The 20,309-nt window shown below is 72.6% G+C and carries 14 protein-coding genes; all 14 read left to right on the top strand.

Annotated features, from left to right (window positions below; translation table 11 throughout):
- Positions 1–484: 484 nt before the first annotated feature.
- The 14 genes from ABZ923_RS19375 to ABZ923_RS19310 all read left to right on the top strand — a co-directional run bounded on the left by ABZ923_RS19375 (position 485) and on the right by ABZ923_RS19310 (position 20,308).
- A complete protein-coding gene (locus ABZ923_RS19375; RefSeq protein WP_361472979.1) occupies positions 485–1,963 on the top strand; it encodes a sugar transferase in 1,479 nt (492 codons plus the stop codon).
- Positions 1,964–2,036: 73 nt separating this feature from the next.
- Complete coding sequence (locus tag ABZ923_RS19370) at positions 2,037–3,353, top strand: nucleotide sugar dehydrogenase (RefSeq protein ID WP_361472976.1); 1,317 nt, start codon at positions 2,037–2,039, stop codon at positions 3,351–3,353.
- Entirely contained in the window at positions 3,343–4,608 is a 1,266-nt protein-coding gene (locus tag ABZ923_RS19365) for a glycosyltransferase family 4 protein (protein WP_361472973.1), read from the top strand. The genes ABZ923_RS19370 and ABZ923_RS19365 overlap by 11 nt, the downstream gene beginning before the upstream one ends.
- The gene (locus tag ABZ923_RS19360) at positions 4,605–5,957 is read left to right on the top strand and encodes a Wzz/FepE/Etk N-terminal domain-containing protein (RefSeq protein ID WP_361472970.1); all 1,353 of its coding nucleotides are present in this window, start codon (positions 4,605–4,607) and stop codon (positions 5,955–5,957) included. The genes ABZ923_RS19365 and ABZ923_RS19360 overlap by 4 nt, the downstream gene beginning before the upstream one ends.
- On the top strand, positions 5,954–7,507 hold the full coding sequence (locus tag ABZ923_RS19355) for a Wzz/FepE/Etk N-terminal domain-containing protein (protein ID WP_361472968.1): 1,554 nt from the start codon (positions 5,954–5,956) through the stop codon (positions 7,505–7,507). Before ABZ923_RS19360 ends, ABZ923_RS19355 begins: the two co-directional genes overlap by 4 nt.
- Before the next feature lie 3 nt (positions 7,508–7,510).
- Entirely contained in the window at positions 7,511–9,445 is a 1,935-nt protein-coding gene (gene asnB / locus ABZ923_RS19350; RefSeq protein WP_361472965.1) for an asparagine synthase (glutamine-hydrolyzing), read from the top strand.
- Positions 9,446–9,461: 16 nt separating this feature from the next.
- The gene (locus tag ABZ923_RS19345; protein ID WP_361472962.1) at positions 9,462–11,654 is read left to right on the top strand and encodes a bi-domain-containing oxidoreductase; all 2,193 of its coding nucleotides are present in this window, start codon (positions 9,462–9,464) and stop codon (positions 11,652–11,654) included.
- Positions 11,651–13,618: an alginate lyase family protein gene (locus ABZ923_RS19340; protein ID WP_361472959.1), complete on the top strand. Its 1,968-nt coding sequence runs from the start codon at positions 11,651–11,653 to the stop codon at positions 13,616–13,618. The genes ABZ923_RS19345 and ABZ923_RS19340 overlap by 4 nt, the downstream gene beginning before the upstream one ends.
- 9 nt (positions 13,619–13,627) lie before the next feature.
- Entirely contained in the window at positions 13,628–15,163 is a 1,536-nt protein-coding gene (locus ABZ923_RS19335; protein WP_361472956.1) for a right-handed parallel beta-helix repeat-containing protein, read from the top strand.
- Between the two features lies 1 nt (position 15,164).
- Positions 15,165–16,397, top strand: coding sequence for an O-antigen ligase domain-containing protein (locus ABZ923_RS19330; RefSeq protein WP_361472953.1), 1,233 nt, complete (start codon positions 15,165–15,167; stop codon positions 16,395–16,397).
- 2 nt (positions 16,398–16,399) lie between these two features.
- Complete coding sequence (locus tag ABZ923_RS19325) at positions 16,400–17,641, top strand: glycosyltransferase (RefSeq protein WP_361472950.1); 1,242 nt, start codon at positions 16,400–16,402, stop codon at positions 17,639–17,641.
- On the top strand, positions 17,638–18,873 hold the full coding sequence (locus ABZ923_RS19320) for a class I SAM-dependent methyltransferase (protein WP_361472948.1): 1,236 nt from the start codon (positions 17,638–17,640) through the stop codon (positions 18,871–18,873). Before ABZ923_RS19325 ends, ABZ923_RS19320 begins: the two co-directional genes overlap by 4 nt.
- Complete coding sequence (locus ABZ923_RS19315) at positions 18,870–19,664, top strand: sugar phosphate nucleotidyltransferase (RefSeq protein ID WP_361472945.1); 795 nt, start codon at positions 18,870–18,872, stop codon at positions 19,662–19,664. The genes ABZ923_RS19320 and ABZ923_RS19315 overlap by 4 nt, the downstream gene beginning before the upstream one ends.
- On the top strand, positions 19,661–20,308 hold the full coding sequence (locus ABZ923_RS19310) for a PIG-L family deacetylase (RefSeq protein ID WP_361472942.1): 648 nt from the start codon (positions 19,661–19,663) through the stop codon (positions 20,306–20,308). The genes ABZ923_RS19315 and ABZ923_RS19310 overlap by 4 nt, the downstream gene beginning before the upstream one ends.
- Position 20,309 lies beyond the last annotated feature (1 nt).

The raw sequence follows: 20,309 nt of genomic DNA, 5'->3' as shown, positions 1-20,309 counted from the left end.
GTTGTCGGACGGATCTCCGATTCCCTGACCGGGAGGCCCCTCCCACTCTTTGTGATCCACCAGCTCAGATCAGACAGTGGCTCGATTGCACGGCCTTCGGCCGGGCGGGGTGCCGGGGCGCGCGGTGGCGTGAAGGCGCCCATAGGTGGTGACCGCGCAGTTGATCAAGCCCCGAACCTTGAACACAAATTACACACATCCCCTCTTCATACCGGCCCCCATGGTCTAGATTGACCGTGCTTCAGCTGTTCGGAGGCAAGGCGACCAGTCAATGATCTCGGGGGATGATCAATTCCTGGTCCGCGAGGGGGCCTTGGGTGCGGGGAGCACCCGGGGTTTTTGAAATAGCCCTGGATGTCATGCGCCAGGGAGCCGGGGGGCTCTCGAGGGGAGGAACGGCGCAGCACGGGAGGCGGGGGCCTCCCGAGGGGGAGCAAACAGTGTTGGGCGAAAACGTCGAATCACTGGGAACCTGGGGGGTTCTGTGCGGCAAGGGGGACTTGTCAGCTCGTTTCCGTCGGCGCGCGGGCGTCTGGAGAACGGGGCGATCAGCCGGCCCGCGATCGAATGGGAGCAGCGGTACCGCCGTATCGTGATCATCAGCGATACCGTGGCCACCGCCGTCGTGGTGGCGGCGATCGGCAACTTCTTCGGGGCCCGCGACGCGGCCAACTGGCACGAGAAGTGGGGAATTCTCGCATTCGGCACCGAACTGCTGGTGCTGGGGGCGCTCGCGGTGAGCCGCTCATGGGCTCCGGCCGTGCTCGGTCAGGGCGCCGAGGAATTCCGCCGGCTCGGCCGCTCACTGTTCACGGCGACCGTCGTACTGGCACTCGGCGGCATCGCCCTCACCTCACGCAACATCAAACTCTGGATCTTCGTCGCGATTCCCGCGATCGCGCTCGTCACCATGACGGCGCGGTATCTGCTGCGCCTCTGGCTGCACAAACAACGCAAGGAAGGACGGTGCCTGAGGCCCGTGCTCGCGGCCGGCAGCCCGGACACCGTGCGCGACCTGATCACCCGCACCCGCAAGTTCCCGCACCTCGGCTGGCGGGTGGAGGCGGTGTGCACGACGGACGGACGCGGGCTCGACGGTGACCAGCTGGACGGAGTGCCGGTCGTCGGTCAGCTGACGGACGTCGCCAAGCACGTGCGGCACGACGGCTACCGCGTCGTCGCGGTCACACCGGACCCGCACTGGTCACCGGACCGGCTGCAGCGGCTGGCCTGGAACCTCGAGGGCAGCGAGGCCGAGATGGTCGTGGCCCCCGTGCTGATGGAGGTGGCCGGCCCGCGACTGCACGTCGACGCGGTGCTCGGGATACCGCTGCTGCGGGTCAGCATGCCGACCTTCACCGGGGGCCGCCGGGCGGTCAAGGAGGTCGTCGACCGGATGGGCGCGGCGGTCCTGCTGCTGCTGTTCGCGCCGCTGATGGCGCTCGTCGGGCTGCTCGTGCTGGTGGACAGCCGGGGCGGGGCGTTCTACCGCCAGCGCAGGGTCGGCAAGGACGGCCGCGAGTTCACCATCCTCAAGTTCCGCACCATGGTCGCCGATGCCGACCGGGCCCGTGCCGCGCTGGCCGACCGCAACGAGGGCGCCGGCCCGCTGTTCAAGCTCCGCCGGGATCCGCGGGTGACCCGGGTGGGAGCGGTGCTGCGCCGGTACTCGATCGACGAGCTCCCGCAGCTGTTCAACGTGCTCACCGGATCGATGTCGCTCGTCGGTCCCCGGCCTCCGCTGCCGGAGGAGTGCGCCGCGTACGGCCCCGACATCCGGCGGCGGCTGCTGGTCAAGCCCGGACTCACCGGGCTGTGGCAGATCAGCGGACGCAGCGACCTGTCGTGGGAGGAGGCGGTCCGGCTGGACCTGCGGTACGTGGAGGACTGGTCGCTCGCCCTGGACTCAGTGATCTTGTGGAAGACGCTGCGGGCGGTGCTCCACGGGCAGGGCGCCTACTGATGCGCGGGGGCCGTCGTCCGGCCCCGCGCGCGAACCGCAGGCCAGGAGGCCTGCCTGGGGGGAGGAACGAGTCATGAAGGTCAGCGTTTTCGGGCTCGGCTACGTGGGCTGCGTGTCGGCCGCGTGCCTGGCCAGCATGGGACACGAGGTCATCGGGGTGGACGTGAACCAGGTGAAGGTCGACCTGGTCAACGACGGCAAGGCCCCGGTGGTCGAGGAGCGGATCGGCGGGCTCATCGCCGACGTCGTGCGGACCGGGGCCCTGCGCGCCACCGGCGACGTCCGCGAGGCGGTCATGGGCAGCGAGGTGTCGCTGGTCTGCGTGGGCACGCCGTCGGAGCCCAACGGCAGCCTGTGCACCACCTACCTGGAACGGGTCACCGAGCAGATCGGCGCCGCGCTCGCCGAGCGGGGCGGGCGGCACACCGTCGTGTTCCGCAGCACCATGCTGCCCGGCACCTGCCTGAACCTGCTGGTCCCGATCCTGGAGAAGTACGTCGGCGGCACGGCCGGCGTGGACATCGGGATCGCGGTCAACCCGGAGTTCCTGCGCGAGGGCACGAGCGTGCGGGACTTCTTCGACCCGCCCAAGACCGTCATCGGCGAGCTGGACCCGTTAAGCGGCGACGCGGTGGCGGCGCTCTACGACGGCCTGCCCGGCGAGGTGTTCCGGGTGCCGATCCCGACGGCCGAGGCCATCAAGTACGCGGACAACGCGTTCCACGGCCTCAAGATCGGCTTCGCGAACGAGCTGGGCGCGGTGTGCCAGGCGCTCGGGGTGGACTCGCACCAGGTGATGGACGTGTTCCTGGCCGACCGCAAGCTGAACATCAGCCCCGCCTACCTGCGGCCCGGCTTCGCCTTCGGCGGCTCGTGCCTGCCCAAGGACCTGCGCAGCCTGGTCCACGCGGCACAACGGGCCGACGTCTCGGTGCCCATCCTCGCCCACGTGCTGCCGTCCAACTCCGACCATCTGCAGCGCGCGGTGGAGCTGGTCGAGCGCGCCGGCAGGCGCCGGGTGGGCCTGTTCGGGCTGTCGTTCAAGCCCGGCACCGACGACCTTCGGGAGAGCCCGCTCGTCGAGCTGGCGGAGCGGCTCTTCGGCAAGGGGTACGACCTGAAGATCTACGACGCCAACGTGAGCCTCTCCCGGCTGCTCGGCGCGAACCGCGAGTACATCGAGACCCGGCTGCCGCACCTCGCGCAGCTGCTCGCGGAGTCCGTCGAGGAGGTGCTGGAGCACGCCGAGGTGTGCCTGGTCGGGACCAGGGACCCGGCCGTGCTGTCGGCGCTGCCCCATGGCAGCGGACCGGTGATCGTCGACCTCATCCGCCTTCCCGACGCCGACGCGCGCCGGGCCGAACCGGGGTACATAGGCCTTGCTTGGTGAGAGAAGCGGCGGTGACCGGCCGGCCCGGCGCGCGCTGGTCCTGGTGGAGAACCTGTCGGTGCCGTTCGACCGGCGGGTGTGGCAGGAGTGCACGACACTGCGCGACGCGGGCTGGGAGGTGCACGTCATCTGCCCCCGGGGGACGAAGCGGGACACGGAGGCGGAGGCGGAGATCGACGGGGTGCGGATCCACCGCTACCCGTTGCGCGCGGCGACCGGAGGGCCGGCCGGCTATCTGCGGGAGTACGGATCGGCGTTGTGGCACACGGCCCGGCTGGCCCGCAAGGTCGGCCCGGTCGACGTGGTCCACGCCTGCAACCCGCCCGACCTGCTGTTCCTGCCGGCGCTGTGGCTGAAGCGGCGCGGCGCGCGGTTCGTCTTCGACCAGCACGACCTGGTACCCGAGCTGTACCTCTCCCGGTTCGGCCGCGGTGAGGACCTGCTCTACCGCGCCGTGTGCGCGCTGGAACGGCTGACCTACCGGGCCGCGGACGTCGTGCTCGCCACGAACGAGAGCTACCGGGACGTCGCGGTGCGCCGGGGCGGCCGGCGGCCGGAGGACGTGTTCGTGGTGCGCAGCGCCCCCGACACCGACCGGTTCCGTCCTGTCCCGGCCGAGCCGGAGTTGAAGCGCGGCAAGCCCCATCTGCTGTGCTACCTCGGCGTGATGGGCCCGCAGGACGGCGTCGACTACGCCTTGCGGGCCCTGGCGAAGCTGCGCTCCGAGTTCGGGCGGACCGACTGGCACGCGGTGTTCGTCGGCGCCGGCGACACCTTCGACGCGATGGTGGAGCTGTCCCGGCGGCTCGGGCTCGCGGAGCAGGTGGAGTTCACCGGGCGCATCCCGGACGCCGACCTGGTGCGCTACCTGTCCACCGCGGACGTGTGCCTCTCCCCCGATCCGCACAATCCGCTCAACGACGTGTCGACCATGAACAAGGTCCTGGAGTACATGGTGATGGGCCGGCCGATCGTCTCGTTCGACCTGAAGGAGGCGCGCGTCTCCGCCGGTTGCGCCGCCGTCTACGCGCCCGCCAACGACGAGGCCGAGTTCGCCAAGCTCGTCGCGCTGCTGCTGGACGATCCGGAGAAGCGGGCCCGGATGGGCGAGACCGGCCGGGAGCGGGTCAACGGGCCGCTGTCCTGGCGGAACTCGCAGGCGTCGCTGCTCGCCGCCTACGCCGCTGCCTGTCGTGACCACGCTCCGGTGCCGGCAGGCGACCCGGACCGCGCAGGGAAGAGGCAGCGCAGTTGAGCGATGACACGATACGCCTGGTCACGATCGGGCGGATTTTCCGTCGGCGCTGGCGGCTCCTCCTCGTCCTCACCCTGCTGGGCGCGCTCGTCGGCTACGGCACCTCGCTGCTGTTCCCGCCGCGGTACACGACGTCGGCATCGGTGCTGTTGCCGGGTGCGTGGGAGGAGCGCGAGCTGCTGACGCAGACGGAGATCGCGACCAGTTCGGTGGTGGTCGACCGCGCGGCCGCCACGCTCGGCTGGGCCGGGGTCGGCGGCAGGGAGCTGCGGGACCGGGTGAGCGCCCAGGCCTCCGACGGCAACATCATCAAGATCTCGGGCACCGCCGACACCCCGAAGCGCGCGCAGCAGCTCTCCGACCAGGTGGCCCGGCAGTTCGTCGCGTTCGCCACGCAGATCGTGGGCGACAACACCGACCCCGAGGCGGCGGCGCAGCTCGATGCGCTGCGGCAGACGGTGAAGGACGCCGGCCGCCGCATCACCGAGCTGGCCGACGCGGCCGATCCGGGGCAGACCGTGGAGAGCGTGCAGGCCCGCACCGACCTGGAGAAGCTGCGCACCACGCTGCAAGAGGCCATCAACAAGCTGGACCAGGCCGACCCGGTCGCCAACAAGGCCGGCATGGTCGTCATGGGGCCGGCGCCCCGGCCGGCCGGCGAGGCACCGCCGACGCGGACGCAGCTCGCCGTCGGCGGAGCGCTGCTGTTCTTCCTGCTCGCGGTCATCGGCCACCTCACCGCCGCGCGGATGAGCCGCCGGCTGCGCACCGAACCGGAGATCGCCGCGGCGCTGGGCTCGGTGCTGCTCGGTACCGTCGACGTACCGGGTGAACGGCCGGGTGGCCGTGGCCCGCGGGCCGCCGTCCGCCGGCTGCTGGGCACCGACGTCCGGTGGGACGCGCCCACCCCGCAGACGTCCGACGAGGCCGGCCTGCGGATCCGCTACCGGCGGGTGTGCGCCCGCCTCCGGGACCGGCTGCCGGCCCCCCGGCGGCTGCTGGTCGTCGTCCCGGACGGCGACGAGACCGCCCGCCGGGCCGCCGAGCAGCTCGCCGCCGAGGCCGGGAGCGATCCGCTGCTGCGGGTGGTGGGGGTCTCGGTGTCCGAGCCGATGGTGCCGGACCGCGAGCACGAGTCCGGAGTCCTGGTCGTGCTCAGCGCGGGCAGCTGGACCGCCGGCGAGCTCGCCGGCGTCGCCGAGGCGTGCGCGGACGCCCGGCACAAGGTCGCCGGCATCGTCCTCGCCGGCACGGTCCGGGTCGGTCCGACGCGCTCCGCCGGCCGTCCGCGGGAGGCCGCCGAACCGCCGCTCGCGGTCGGCGCCGACGCGAGGGGAGGCGCGAGGTGACGACGAGTACGACGCCGGAGCCGTCGCCCGCCGTTCCCCTGCTGGACCTGCAGGCGCTGGTGGTGGCGGTGCGCAGGCGGCGCCGCCTGTGGTGCTCCGCGGCGCTGCTGGGGCTGCTCGTCGGCGTGGCGGTGGCCGTCCTGCTGCCACCGCGGCCGAGCGCGGTGACCAAGGTGCTGGTCGCGCACCAGGAGGACCAGCCGAACGACCCCGGAACGCTGATCCGCACCGACGTCGCGCTGCTGCACACCACGCGCATCGCCGGTGCGGCCCTGAAGTCCCTCGGGTCCCCGGTGGAACCGGAGGACTTCATGCAGGACTACGGGGGCGTCGGCCTGACCAACAACCTGCTGCAGATCACGGCGGCAGGTGACAGCGACGCGGAGGCGGTGTCCCGCGCCGGGGCGCTGGCCGACGCGTTCGTCGCGGACCACGTCAAGCGGATGCAGGGCGCCGCGGACGCCGAGGCCAAGAGCCTGCTGAACCAGCGCGACCGGTTGCAGCGCGAACTCACCCAGGTCAACAAGGCGATAGGAGACGGCTCGCCGCAGACCGGGCCCAAGGCGGCGGCGAACCTGGAGTCGCTCTTCACCCGGCGGGCCGAACTCACCTCGCGGATCGCCGACTTCACCCAGCGCGCCGCCGAGGCACGCGTCGGCACGCCCCAGCTCATCGCCGGCACGCAGATCGTGGACGCCCCGCACGCGGTGCGACACTCCCTCGTGAAGACGGCTGCCACCGACGCCGTGATCGGGCTCGTCCTCGGGCTCGTCCTCGGGCTCGCGGTGGCCGCGGTCGGCGCGGTGGTGGCGGACCGCCCCGTGCTGCGCCGGGAGATCGCGGCGAACCTCGGTGCCTCGGTCATCGCGGAGCTGCCCCGCCGGTCGCCGCTGCTGTGGCGGCGCCGACGGATCCGGTCGGCACGGACTCGGCTCACCGCGTCCCTGGCCCGTACCGTGCGCTCCTCCGCGGAACCGGTGTCGCTGCTGGAGCTGGGCTGTGCGCGCAGCACGAGCGCGATCGCCCTGGACCTCGCCAGGCAGCTGGCGGCGGAGGGGCCGGTGGTCGTCGTCGACGGTCTGCCCGGACAGCAGCTCGCGGGCCGTCGCCCGAAGCAGGGGGATCCGACGGTGGTGGGCGGCGAGCGTGCCGCGGCCCTGTCGCCCGAGGAGTCCCGGATCGGGGTCGGCTCGGTGGCACCCGGCACGGCCTGGACCGACCTGCGGTACCTCGGCACCCGCGCCGTGCTCGTCGTGCGTGCCGGGCACGGCAGCGCGGCCTGGCTGCACACCGTGGCGCGGCAGCTCGCGGACCAGCGCATCGCGGTGACCGGTGTGGTGCTGATCGACCCCGATCCGCGTGACCGGACCGACGGCACGCTGTGGGACGGGCCGCACACCGCGCCGCGCGGCAGGAACGAGCTGCCGGCCCAGCAGACCGGTGGGGGTACCTCCCACGCCGTTCAGGCAGTGGGAGAGGGCCGGCATCGGACGGAACGGCTGCCGATCCGGGCGGCACGGATCCCGGACAGCGACCAGGAGGCGCGGTAGCACATGTGTGGCATCGCAGGCACGTACCGGTGGCCGGACGGGAAGGCCGTGACCGACCGGCTCACCGACACCCTCGCCCACCGCGGTCCGGACGGGGCGGGCCGGTACAGCCACCCCGCCGGTGACGGCGAAGTGCACCTCGGGCACCGCCGGCTGGCCATCATCGACCTGTCCGGGACCGGCGCCCAGCCGATGGTCTCGGGCGGCCTGGTCCTGACGTACAACGGCGAGCTGTACAACGCGCCCGAGCTGCGGGCCGAACTGACCGCCGCCGGGGTGCACTTCCGCGGTACCTCCGACACCGAGGTGCTGCTGGAGGCCTGGCGGCGCTGGGGCACGGACTGCCTGCCCCGGCTGCGCGGCATGTTCGCGTTCGGGATCTTCGACGAGCGCACCGGTGAGCTGGTGCTCGCCCGCGACCAGCTCGGCATCAAGCCGCTGTTCCTGGTCCGGCGCGGCGAGGGTCTGGTGTTCGCCTCCGAGCTCAAGGCGCTCGCCGCCGTGACCGGCGGGTCGCTGGAGGTGGACCCCGCGGCGCTGGTGGCCTCGCTGCTGTACTACTGGGTGCCGGACTCGCGGTGCGCGTTCCGCGAGGCGGAGAAGCTGCCGCCGGGCAGCTGGCTGAGGTGCCGGCCCGACGGGCGGGTGGAGCGCGGCCGGTTCTGGAACCTGAAGGACGTCGCCGCCGAGGGCCGGGAGCGGGCCCGGGCCGGCGAGCAGCCGGACATCGCCGCCGTCGTCGAGGAGTCGACCCGGCGTCACCTGCTCTCCGACGTGCCCGTGGCGACCTTCCTGTCCGGCGGCCTCGACTCCAGCTACCTGACCGCGCTGGCGGCCCGCCGGCAACCGGGGATCTCCGCCTACACGATCGGATTCCGCGCCGAGGACGCCAGGTTCGAGGCGATGCCGGACGACCTGCGCTATGCCCGGCAGGTGGCCGAGCGGTTCGGCGTCGACCTGCACGAGATCGAGATCGCCCCGAACGTGCTCGACCTGCTGCCGCGGATGACGTACCACCTGGACGAGCCGATCGGCGACCCGGCCGCGATCAACACCTTCCTGATCTGCTCGGCCGCCCGGGAGGCCGGGGTCAAGGTGATGCTGTCGGGGATGGGCGCCGACGAGCTGTTCGCCGGGTACCGCAAGCACCTGGCCAACCTGATCGCCCTGCGCTACCAGCGGGTCCCGCGGCCCCTGCGGCGCGGGATGTCCGCGGCCGTGGACCGGCTGCCGGTCGCCACGAGCCGCCGGGGGTACCGGTCGGTGCGCTTCGCCAAGCGGTTCCTCTCCTTCGCCGACCTGCCGGAGGAGACCGCGTTCCGGCGCAGCTACACCATGTACGACCGGGGCGAGCTGCTCGACCTGCTCCATCCGGACCTGGCCGGGACGGTCGAGGACGTGCTGACCGAGCACGCGGACACCTACCGGGACAACGACCTCGACGACTTCGTCAACCGCATGTGCCTGACCGACGCCCGGATGTTCCTGCCGGGTCTGAACCTCGCGTACACGGACCGGTCGAGCATGGCCGCGTCGACCGAGGTGCGGGTGCCGTACGTGGACGTCGAGGTGGTCAGGGCGGCGTTCGCCGTACCCGGTGACCGGAAGATCGTCGGACGGCAGGGCAAGGCCGTCCTCAAGGAGGCGGCCACCTCGATCCTGCCCCGGGAGATCGTCTACCGACCCAAGGGCCTGTTCAGCGCCCCGCTGCGCGCCTGGATGAGCCGGGACCTGGCACCGCTGGTGCGTGAGGTGGTCGACGACGGCGAGCTGGTCCGTTCCGGGTTCCTGCGCCGCGACGCACTGGCGCGGCTCGTCGCCGAGGACGCCGCCGGGCAGCGGGACTTCTCCAAGCATCTGTGGCACGTGCTGACCCTCGAGTACTGGTACCGCAGCGCGACCTCCCGGTCCGGCCAGCACTCCCCCACGACGGCGTAGAGACAAAGGACTTCAGGTGAAACAGGTAGTGCAGAACTACAAGAGCGGCGAGCTGGCGCTGCTCGACGTGCCGGTGCCGGGGTGCAAGCCGGGGGGTGTGCTGGTCCGCAGCGCCTACTCGCTGATCTCCACCGGGACCGAGCTGATGAAGGTGTCCGAGGCCGGCATGTCGATGCTGGGCAAGGCCCGTTCCCGGCCGGACCAGGTGGCCAAGGTCGTGCAGAGCGTCGCCACCAACGGGGTGCCCGCCACCTACCGCAAGGTGATGGGCAAGCTGGACTCCTACACACCGCTGGGCTACTCGCTGTGCGGGGTGGTCGAGCAGGTCGGCGCCGGGATCGACGACGTGGCGGTCGGCGACCTGGTGGCCTGCGCCGGCAACGAGCACGCGCTGCACGCCGAGTTGAACTGGGTGCCGAGGAACCTCTACGCCCGGGTGCCGGACGGTCTCGCGCCGCGGCACGCGGCCTTCGGCACCGTCGGGTCGATCGCGTTGCAGGGCGTCCGCCAGGGCGAGTCACGGCTCGGCGAGGTGGCGCTGGTCATCGGCCTCGGGCTGATCGGGCAGCTGGTGGTGCAGCTGCTGGCCGCCTCCGGTGTCCGGGTCGTCGGGGCCGACCCGGACCCGGGGCGCTGCGAGCTGGCGGAGCGCCTGGGCGCGGCGGCCTGTGGCGAGCCCGCGTCCGCGGCCGTGGAGGCCGCCGTCGCCGAGCTCACCGGCGGTCACGGCGTGGACCAGGTGTACCTGGCCGCCGGCGGCGGCAGCAACCAGCCCGTCGAGCTGGCCGCCCGGCTCTGCCGGGACCGCGGCCGGGTCGTCGACATCGGCAAGTGCCGCCTGGACCTGCCGTGGAACGCGTACTACGAGAAGGAGCTCGACGTCCGGTTCTCCCGCAGTTACGGCCCCGGGCGCTACGACCCGGAGTACGAGCTGGAGGGGCGTGACTACCCGATCGGCTACGTGCGCTGGACCGAGCGGCGCAACCTGGCGTGCTTCCTCGATCTGCTCGCCCGCGGCAGCGTCGACGTGGAGCCCCTGGTCTCCCACGTCGCCGACTTCGACGACGCCGTCGAGACGTACCAGCGTCTGAAGGACGGCGATCTGAAGGCCGTGGCCGTGCTGTTCCGGTATCCCGGGGACGGCCAGGAGCCGGAGGAGGCACCGGCCCCGGCGGTGGCCGTACCCGCGGTGACGCCACGCGGCAGCCACGTGCCCGCCCCGGCCCGGGCCGCCGGGACGCCGGTGCGTCTGGCGTTCGTCGGCGCGGGCAACTACGCGACCTCGATGCTGCTGCCGCACCTGGCCCAGCGCGAGGGCGTGCAGTTGTCGACCGTCGTCACCACGACGGCGCTGTCCGCGGCCAACGCGCAGCGCAAGTTCGGCTTCGAGGAGGCGACCACCGATCTGGACGCCGTGCTCGGCGACAAGTCCATCGACGCGGTGTTCGTCGTCACCCGGCACAGCTCGCACGCCGAACTGACCCGGCAGGCGCTGCTGGCCGGCAAGGCCGTGTTCGTGGAGAAGCCGTTGGCGCTCACCGAGGACGAGCTGGCCGGCGTGCTCGCGGCGGTGGAGGAGTCCGGCAACGACCGGCTGCAGGTGGGCTTCAACCGCCGGTTCGCGCCGCTGCTGCGGGAGGCCAGGCAGCGGTTCGGCGCCCGGACCGGTCCGGCGAACCTGCGCTACCTGGTCAACGCGGGCCGGCTGGACCACGGCAGCTGGTACCTCCAGCAGGGCACCGAGGGCTCGCGGTTCGCCGGTGAGGGCGGACACTTCATCGACACGGCGAGCTGGCTGCTCGGCGCCGATCCGGTCTCGGTGTACGCGCTCGCCTCGTCCGGCACCGAGGACCTGCAGGTCGTGCTGCGCTACCCGGACGGGTCCACCGCCACCATCAGCTACGTCACCAGCGGCCCGGCCGGCTTCCCGAAGGAGACGCTGGACCTGGTCGCGGACGGCAAGGCGCTGCGGCTCGACGACTTCGTCCGTGCCTCGGTGTACGGCCGCAAGCGGTGGGTCAGTTCGCGGCTGCCCAAGGCCCGGGACAAGGGCCAGTCCGCCGAGCTGGCCGCGTTCGTGAAGGCCGTGCGGACCGGCGGGCCGATGCCGGTGCCGCTCCAGTCGCTGGTCGCCACCACGGCGGCCACCCTCGCCGTGCAGGCCGGCCTGGCCGCCGGGGCGCCGGTGACGTTGGCGAGGACGCGATGACCGTGCGTTCGGGGAGTGCGGGCTGGTACCTGCGGCGGCTGTCCCGGATGGGGCCGCGGGAGGTCGGCGGCCGGGTGGGCGACGCGGTGCGCAGGCGGCGGTGGCGGTCGGTGCGGCCGGAGTGCCCGCGCGTGACCGGTGCCCGGTTCACCGCGCTGCTGCCCGCGGGGACGATCGGCGCGGTGCCGCCGGACGCCGCCAAACGGCTCGTCGCCGAGGCGGACCGGCTGATGTCCGGGCACGCCGAGTACTTCGGGGTGGTCCGCGACGACCTGGCCGACCCGGACTGGTGGTACGACCCGAAGACCGGGCGCCGGGCCCCGTCGGGCTACGCCTTCGACGTGCCGTACCGGGACGAGGACGCGGTCGGGGACATCAAGCAGATCTGGGAGCCGTCCCGGCACCAGTACCTCACCGTGCTCGCCGCCGCCTACGCGGTCACCGGGAACGAGCGGTACGCCGAGCGCGTGGCCGAGCACCTGCGGTCGTGGTGGGCGGGCAACGCGCCGCTGCGCGGAGTGCACTGGACCAGCGGCATCGAGCTGGGCATCCGGCTGCTGTCCTGGGTGTGGATCCGCCGGCTGCTCGACGGCTGGCCGGGCGCGGCCGCTCTGTTCGAGGACAACCCGGTGGCGCTGCGCCAGATCTGGCACCACCAGCGCTGGCTGGCCGCCTTCCCCAGCCGGGGGTCCTCGGCGAACAACCACATCATCGCCGAGGCGGCCGGGCAGTTCGCCGCGGCCTGCGCGTTCGGGTGGTTCCCCACGTCGGCGCGTTGGCGGGCCGACGCGCTGCGGTCGCTGGAGCGGCACCTGCGCGGCAACACCTTCCCCTCCGGCCTCAACCGCGAGCTGGCCACCGAGTACCACGGACTCGTGCTGGAGCTGGGCCTGGCCGCGGTGGCCGAGGCGGACACCGCCGGCGTGCCGGTCCCCGCGTCGGTCCGGCTGGTGCTGCTGCGGATGACCGACGCGCTCGCGGCCGTCGTGGACAGCCGGCTGCGGCCGCCGCGCCAGGGGGACGCGGACGACGGGCACGGTCTGGTCGTGGACGGCGCGGGCACCGACCGCTGGGCCTCGCTGCTGGCCACCGGGGACGAAGTGTTCGGCCGGCTCGCCTGGTGGCCGGCGGTGACCGGCACCGACGTGCGCACCCCGCTGCTGGCCGCGCTCATGAGGCCGTACGGGAAGAACGGAACCGCCCCGGCCGTGTCCCGCCCGGCGCGCCGTCCGGCGCACTTCGCCGACGCGGGGCTCACCATCCTGCGCGGTCCGGAGGAGATCTGGTGCCGCTGCGACGGCGGTCCGCACGGCTTCCTGTCCATCGCCGCGCACGCCCACGCGGACGCGCTCTCCGTCGAGGTCCGGCACGACGGGGTCGACGTGCTCGCCGACCCGGGGACGTTCTGCTACCACGGGCAGCCCGAGTGGCGGCAGTACTTCCGGTCGACCCTCGGCCACAACACCCTGCAGCTGGACGGCGCCGACCAGTCCGTCTCCGGCGGCCCGTTCCTGTGGACCCGGCATGCCGGGAGCCGCGTCCTGGTCGCGGACACCTCGGGCGAGGACGTGGCCCGCTGGTGTGCCGAGCACGACGGTTACGGGCCCTCCGTGCACCGCCGCCGGGTGGAGCTGACGGCGTCGAGCCGGGAGCTGAGGGTGGTCGACGAGGTGTCCGGCCCGCGCCGGGCCGTGCGGCTGGCGTTCCACCTCGGCCCCGCCGTCACCGCGGACCTGGCGGGCCACCGGGCCGTGCTCACCTGGGCCCGGGACGGCGAGGACCGCTCCGCCGTGCTCGACCTGCCCGGGCAGCTGTCCTGGCGGGCGCACCGCGGCGAGACCGACCCTCCGCTGGGCTGGTACTCCGCCGGCTTCGGGCGGAAGGAACCCGCCACCACGCTGGTCGGCACCGGTTTCACCGGCGGCACGGAGGGCTTCACCACCGTGCTCGGGTTCCGCGGCTAGGGGGGGCGCGTGGGGATCAACAGACGGCACCGGGCGTGGGCGGCGGCACCGCTGGCGCTGGCCCTGCTGACGGTGACCGGCTGCGAGAGCACGCCGGGCGCCCGTGCGGCGGAGCCGACCGCCGCGCCGTCCACGTCCGCGGCCCGCTCCGTGGCCCAGGTGTGCGCCAGACCCGCGGCCGGGCCGGCGAAGGCACCGGCGGGCGCGGTGACGGTCGACCCCGCGGTGGTCGGTGACCTGGCGGCCAAGACCAGGAGCAGCCCCCCGAACACCACGTTCTGGCTGCGCCCGGGCAGGCACAGGCTGGACCCGGACCGCTACGCCCAGGTCGTCCCCAAGAAGGGGGACACCTACCTCGCCGCGCCGGACGCGGTCCTCGACGGCCGGAAGAAGAACCAGTACGCGTTCGGGGGCACCGCCCGCGACGTCACCATCCGCTATCTGACCGTGCAGGGTTTCGTGGCGCCGCAGAACGAGGGCGTGGTCAACCACGACTCGGCCGACGGCTGGGTGATCGAACACGCGACGATCCAGAACAACTCCGGCGCCGGGCTGATGGCCGGTGCCCGCCAGCAGGTCCGCGCCAGCTGCCTGCGCGGCAACGGCCAGTACGGAATGAACGCGTACAAGTCCGGCGGCCGTATCGGCGGCCTGGTGGTCGAGGGCAACGAGATCGCCGGGAACAACAGGGACGACTGGGAGCGGCGGCGGCCGGGCTGCGGCTGCACCGGAGGCGTCAAGTTCTGGGCCGTCGACGGCGCCGACATCCGCGGCAACTGGGTGCACGGCAACCGCGGAACCGGGATGTGGGCGGACACCAACAACAACGACTTCCGCATCGAGGACAACGTGCTGGAGTCCAACGACGGTGCCGCGCTGATCTACGAGACCAGCTACAACGCGGTCATCCGCGACAACACGATCCGGCGCAACAACTGGGTGGAGGGCCGCAGGTACGCCGACCAGGGCGACAACTTCCCGTTCGCGACCGTCTACCTGTCCGAGTCCGGCGGCGAACCGCGGATCCCGGCCCGCACCGACAGGATCGAGATCTACCGGAACGTGCTGGAGGACAACTGGTCCGGGATCACCCTGTGGGAGAACGCCGACCGGTTCTGCAACAGCCCGGCCAACACCTCGTCCGGTGACTGCACGTTGCTCGTGAAGAACACCAAGCGCTGCGCACAGCCGGCGATCGCCCGGCCGCCGCTCTACTCCGACTGCCGGTGGAAGACCCAGCGGGTGGACATCCACGGCAACCGCTTCGTGCTGGACAAGTCGGTGGTCGACTGCACGGTGAAGTGCGACCGCATGGCGGTGCTGGCCAACTACGGCACCTACCCGGACTGGTCGCCGTACAAGGGCGAGCGGGTGGCCGAGGCGATCACCGGCAGGCAGCACAACCGCTGGCACGACAACGTCTACGTCGGACCGTGGAAGTTCGTCGCCCACGACCCCAGCCGGGTCCTGGAGTCCGGGCAGTGGCAGGGCACGCCGTACCGGCAGGACGCGGGGAGCACCTTCGGTGCACGGGACGGTGGTTGAGATGCGCGCGGATCCCACGGCGAAGATCGTCGGGACGGTCTGGGGGCTGCTGGTCCTCAACACGCTCGGCTCCGCCGGGGCGAAGACCATCGTCCCGCTGCCCCGCTCCCTCATCCAGATGGTCACCATGGGCGCGCTGGTCGCCGCGTTCGTGCTGGCGCTCGCGCTCAACCTCCGGCTGCGCATCCGGGCCAGCGCCTTCCTGCTCCTGCTGACCCTGCTGCTGGCGATGAGCGTGATCTCCAGCGTGCACCTGGAGTCCGGGTTCGGCGCGCTGTTCCGCTGCGCCCGGCTGGCTCTCTTCGTCGGCACGCTGTGGCTGCTCAGCCGCTGGTGGGACGGCAGCCCGACGTTCGTCCGGCACCACATCCGGATGTACTTCGCGGTGCTCGGGTCGGTGGCCGCCGGGCTGGTCATCTCACCGGGCGCGGCCCTGCCCGACCTCTACGGCGGGCGGCTGGTCGGCGCGCTGTGGCCGCTCACACCGCCGCAGATCGGGCAGTACGCCGCGGTGATCACCGGGCTCACCGTGCTGCTCGTCCTGGGCCGGCGGACCGACAGGGCCGGGGCGGCGGTCGTCATCGTGCCGTCACTCGTCCTGCTCGCGCTGACCCACACCCGCACGGCCACGCTCGGCCTGCTCATCGGGCTGGCGCTGGGCATCGGCTCGCTGATCCTGACCAGCGCCGCGGCCCGCCGGTTCTTCACCTGGGCGGTGCTGTGCGTCGTGGTGGCCGCGGTGGGGTTCGCCTCCGCGCTGCAGGCGTGGTTCCTGCGCGGGCAGAGCAAGGAGAACTTCTCCAACCTCACCGGTCGGGCCAAGGTCTGGGACGCCCTGCTGGCCGCGCCCCGGTCGACCCCGGAGCAGCTGTTCGGCGTGGGCCTGGGCGACAAGTCGTTCGGCGGGCTGCCGATCGACAACAGCTGGCTGGCCGTCTACAACGAGCAGGGTCTGATCGGTGTCACGCTGGTCGCGGCGATCATCATCGTGCTGGGCGGTGTCGCGTTGCTGCGGCCACCGTCCCTGGAGAGGGCCTGCGCGATCTTCCTGATCAGCTACTGCGCGATCGCGTCGTACACCGAGGCCGGGCTGGGCGACGCCTCGCCGTACCTGCTGCATCTCACCGTGGCCGCCTCGCTGCTGGCGGCGCCTGTCGCCGCCGCTCCCCCGCCGGCGCCCGGAGTCCGCCGGCGGCGCGCGCCGCGATGGGCCCAGACATCGGAGGTGGCCTGAGCATGCACGTCCTCGTGGTGCACAACCGCTACGCCTCGGCGCAGCCGAGCGGGGAGAACAAGGTCGTCGACCAGGAGGTGGCGCTGCTGCGCGGGGCCGGCCACCGGGTGGAGGTGTTCGAGCGGCGCAGCGACGACATCGCCGGCCGGTCGCTGCTGGGCAAGGCCGCACTGCCGCTGCTGGTGCCGTGGAACCCGGCGGTCCGCGCGGAGCTGGCCGCCCGGCTGCGCACCGAGCGGCCGGACGTGGTGCACGTCCACAACGTCTTCCCGCTGCTGTCGCCCGCGGTGCTGGCCGCCTGCGCCGACGCCGGGGTGCCCGCCGTCGCCACGCTGCACAACTACACCCAGATCTGCCCGCCCGGCACGCTGCAGCGGGGCGGCGGGCCGTGCACCGAGTGCGTCGGGTCCGCGCCGCTGCCCGCCGTCCGGCACGGCTGCTACCGCGGCTCCCGGCTGGCGACGGTACCGCTCGCGGTGAGCCTGTCGGTGAACCGGCGGCGGTGGTGGTCCGGCGTGGAGCGGTTCTTCTGCATCTCCGCGGCGCAGCGCGCCGTCCTGGTGCGGGCCGGCATGCCGGCCGAACGGCTGGCGGTGAAGCACAACTTCGTGCCCGAACCGGGCGCCGGCCGGACCGGCGCCGGCGAGCATCTGCTCTATCTCGGCCGGCTCGCGGAGGCCAAGGGTGTGCGGCTGCTGATGGCCGCGTGGGACGAGATCGCCGCCGACGGCGGTGTCGGCGTGCCGCTCGTGATCGCCGGCACGGGACCGCTGGAGCGGGAGGTGACCGCCTGGGCGGCGGGCCGGGACGACGTGCGCTACGCCGGCCTGTACGACACGGCCCAGTGCCGGCAGGCCGTCGCGCGGTCGGTCGCCGTGGTGGCGCCCTCGACGTGGCTGGAGGCGTTCGGCCTGGTGGTCGTGGAGGCGATGGCGGCGGGGGTCCCGGTCGTCGCCGCCGGTCACGGCGCCTTCGTGGAACTCGTCGAGGACGGGGTGACCGGGCTGCTGCACCGGCCGGGCGAGGCCGCCTCGCTGGCGTCCTGCCTGCGCCGGATCACGGACGGGCCGGCCCGCAACCGGGAGATGGGGCAGGCGGCCCGGCGCCGTTACGAACAGGACTTCAGCCCGGCCGTCGGGCTGGAGCGCCTGGTGGAGGAGTACCGCACCGCGATCGCGGGTCGGTCAGCACTGGCTCGCGGCGGGGACACCCGCGCGAGCGGGGGGGATGGGGACGGAAGATGACACGATGCCGACTGTGCGGCTCGGAGGCGATGGCGAGCGTCGTCGATCTCGGGGCGACGCCACCGTGCGAGAGCTTTCTCGCCGCGGACCAAGTGGACCAGCCGGAGCCGGCGTACCCGCTGCACCTGCGGGTCTGCACCGACTGCTGGCTGGCGCAGATCCCGCCGCTGATCACGCCGGAGGAGACGTTCAAGGAGTACGCGTACTTCTCCTCGTACTCGACCTCCTGGGTGGAGCACGCCCGCACGTTCGTCGCCGACGCCGTACGGCGCGTGGGTCTCGGCCCCGACGCCTTCGTGGTCGAGGTCGCGAGCAACGACGGGTACCTGCTGAGGCACGTGGTGGACCGGGGGATCCGCTGCCTGGGCATCGAGCCGTCGGTGAACGTCGGCGCGGCGGCACGGGACGCGGGCGTGCCCACGCTGACGGAGTTCCTCTCCCCGGACACCGGTGCGGCCGTCCGCGCCGAGCACGGTCCGGCGGACCTGGTCGTGGCCAACAACGTGTACGCGCACATCCCCGACGTGATCGGGTTCACCCAGGGGCTGCGCGCCCTGGTCGCCGACGACGGCTGGGTCTCCATCGAGGTGCAGCACCTGCTGACCCTGATCGAGGAGAACCAGTACGACACGATCTACCACGAGCACTTCCAGTACTACACGGTCGCGTCCGCGATCAGGGCGCTGGCGAGCGGCGGACTCGCGCTGGTCGACGTGGAGTTGCTGCCCACGCACGGCGGCTCCATCCGGCTGTGGGCCCGGCCCGCCGAGGTGGCCGGCGAACCGACCCAGCGGGTGGCCGACGTGCTGGCCAGGGAGAAGGCCGCCGGGCTGCAGGAGCTGTCCGGGTACACCGAGTTCTCCGCCCGGGTCGCCAAGGTGCGCCGGGACCTGCTGCGGTTCCTGATCGAGGCGGCCGAGCGCGGCGAGACGGTCGTCGGCTACGGCGCCCCGGGCAAGGGCAACACCCTGCTCAACCACTGCGGCATCCGGCCCGACCTGCTCCCGTACACGGTCGACCGCAACCCCTACAAGCACGGCCGGTTCACCCCGGGCACCCGCATCCCGGTCCTGCCGCCCGAGCAGATCGACGCCGACAGGCCGGACTACGTCCTGGTCCTGCCGTGGAACCTGCGGGCCGAGCTGGTCGAGCAGCTGTCCTTCGTGCACGAGTGGGGCGGCCGGCTGGTCTTTCCCATCCCGGAACTGAGCATTGTCGAGGTCAAGCCATGAAGGTCGTTCTGTTCTGCGGCGGTTACGGGATGCGGATGCGCAACGGAACCTCCGACGACGTGCCCAAGCCGATGGCGATGGTCGGCCCGAGGCCGCTGATCTGGCACGTCATGCGCTACTACGCGCACTTCGGGCACACGGAGTTCATCCTGTGCCTCGGCTACGGGGCGCACCACATCAAGGACTTCTTCCTCCACTACGAGGAGACGACGTCCAACGACTTCGTGCTGCGGGGCGGGCGGACCGAGCTGCTGTCCACCGACATCGCGGACTGGACGATCACGTTCGCGCAGACCGGCATCGAGTCGCCGATCGGGGAGCGGCTGCGCCGGGTGCGGCACCACCTGGACGGTGACGAGATGTTCCTCGCCAACTACGCCGACGTGCTCACCGACGCGCCGCTGCCGGAGATGATCGAGAACTTCGCCCGGCGCGACGCCGGCGCGTCGATGATGGTGGTGCCGCCGCAGTCCTCGTTCCACTGCGTGGACCTGGGCGAGGACGGCCTGGTGGGGGGCATCACCGCGGTGAGCGAACTGCCGCTGTGGGAGAACGGCGGCTACTTCGTGCTCCGCCAGGAGGTCTTCGACCACATCCCGGAGGGCGGGGACCTGGTCGCCGACGGGTGCGCCCAACTGGCCAAGCGCGGGCGGCTGGTGGCGCACCAGCACCGCGGCTTCTGGAAGCCGACCGACACCGTCAAGGAGCGGGCCGCGCTCGACGAGGCCTACGCCCGGGGCGACCGTCCGTGGGCCGTGTGGGAACGGGACAATGCCGGGGTGCACGCGTGATCCGCCTGGGCGCCGGGCGGCCGGACCGGATCGTCGCGGTGGGCGCGCACTGCGACGACATCGCGATCGGCGCCGGCGGCACGCTGCTGACGCTGTGTCACGCGCGGCCGGGTCTCCGCGTCGACGCACTGGTGCTCTCCGGCGGTGGCGGCGAGCGCGAGCAGGAGGAGCGGGCCGCGCTCGCCGCCTTCTGTCCGGGTGCCGACCTGCGGCTGACCGTGCACAAGCTGCCCGACGGGCGGCTGCCCGTGCACTGGGACGAGGCCAAGGCCGCCGTCGAGGAACTGCGCGCGCAGACCGAGCCGGATCTGATCCTGGCCCCGCGCGCCGACGACGCCCACCAGGACCACCGCGGCCTGGCGAAGCTGATACCCACCGCGTTCCGCGACCACCTGGTCCTCGGCTACGAGATCGTCAAGTGGGACGGTGATCTCGGCCGTCCGGCGGCCTACCAGCCGCTGTCGCCGGAGGTCGCCGAACAGAAGGTACGGCTGCTGCAGGAGCACTACCCCTCGCAGCGCCACCGGCCCTGGTACGACCGCGAAGCCTTCCTCGGTCTTGCGCGAATCCGCGGCATCGAATGCCACGAGCGATACGCCGAGGCGTTCGCCGTCACCAAACTCACGCTCAACCTGGGGGGTTGAA

The organism is Streptomyces sp. NPDC046881 (assembly GCF_040645015.1).
Lineage (GTDB): Bacteria > Actinomycetota > Actinomycetes > Streptomycetales > Streptomycetaceae > Streptomyces.
Note: the sequence above shows the minus strand (reverse complement) of the source record. Positions and strands in the feature narration are given on the sequence as shown.